We start from the raw sequence: 1089 nt of genomic DNA on the forward strand, positions 1-1089 counted from the left end.
AACTTCTGCGGCCACATCGGTTCGATGTGGCCGCAGAAGTTGGAGATGGCCGCAGAAGTTGAGAGAAGTTCCGTCCTCCACACTCGGCAGTATCTGTGCACTCTCCCCACTTCTGGCACCTGTGGCGGACGGGCGAGGCGGCCTCGGACCATCCTGAGGTGATGGACCTGCTCGACTGGCTCACGAAACGAGGTGGCATCGCGCATCGAGCGGATGCCGCGGCCCGCGGCTTCACACCTGATCGGGTGCGCGCAGCGATTCGGCGCGGCGTGGTGCACCGAATCCGAGCGCAGTGGATCGCACTCCCGAGTGCGCCTGTCGACCTCGTAACGGCGGCGGGGGCATCCGCTCGACTGACCTGCATCTCGCTGGCACGACGTCGCGGGTGGTGGGTACCTGATGGAGCCGCGTCACGACTCCACCTGCAGGTCGGTCCGAACGCGCACAAGCATCGTGACGACGCTGTCCTGCATTGGGCAGCTCCCCTGGTGGATCGCGGATCTCGCACGCTGACAGCATCCGTCGAGGACGCGCTCGCACACCTCGCCCTGTGCTTCGAACGCGAGGATGCTCTCACGATCTGGGACTCGGCGATCAGGGTGGAGTCGCTCGACCTCGAGTCCCTGCGCACGGTTCGCTGGCCGAATGACGCCTCCCGCGAACTCGCGGCCACCGCGCGCGGGCTCTCCGATTCCGGGATCGAGACGCTCTTCGTCGTGCGGCTGAGTTCGTGGGGTGTCCCCCTTCGCCAGCAGGTGATCCTCGCCGGGCATCGGGTCGACGTCGTACTCGGCAGCCATCTCGTGGTGCAGATCGACGGCTTCGCTCACCATTCCTCGGCCGCCGAACGCGGACGGGATGTCGCTCACGATGCAGAACTCCGCCTGCGAGGGTACACGGTGTTCCGCTTCACGTACGCGCAGATCGTTCATGGCTGGGATCGTGTGGAGGCGACGATCTCCGCTGCGATCGCGCGCGGATTGCACCTCCCACCGGCATCGCGGGCGCGGCGGGCATGAACCGTCCCTCAGTTCTGCGGCCGATCGGAACTTCTGCGGCCACATCGGTTCGATGTGGCCGCAGAAGTTG

Annotated in this window: 1 protein-coding gene; it reads left to right on the forward strand. The window is 66.2% G+C overall.

Annotation, left to right across the window (positions count from 1 at the left end; genetic code table 11):
• Nucleotides 1-488: 488 nt before the first annotated feature.
• Nucleotides 489-1019, forward strand: coding sequence for a DUF559 domain-containing protein (locus DW306_RS21540; RefSeq protein WP_240747038.1), 531 nt, complete (start codon nt 489-491; stop codon nt 1017-1019).
• Nucleotides 1020-1089 lie beyond the last annotated feature (70 nt).

Source organism: Microbacterium sp. K24 (assembly GCF_004794465.1).
In the GTDB taxonomy this organism is placed as follows: Bacteria; Actinomycetota; Actinomycetes; order Actinomycetales; family Microbacteriaceae; genus Microbacterium.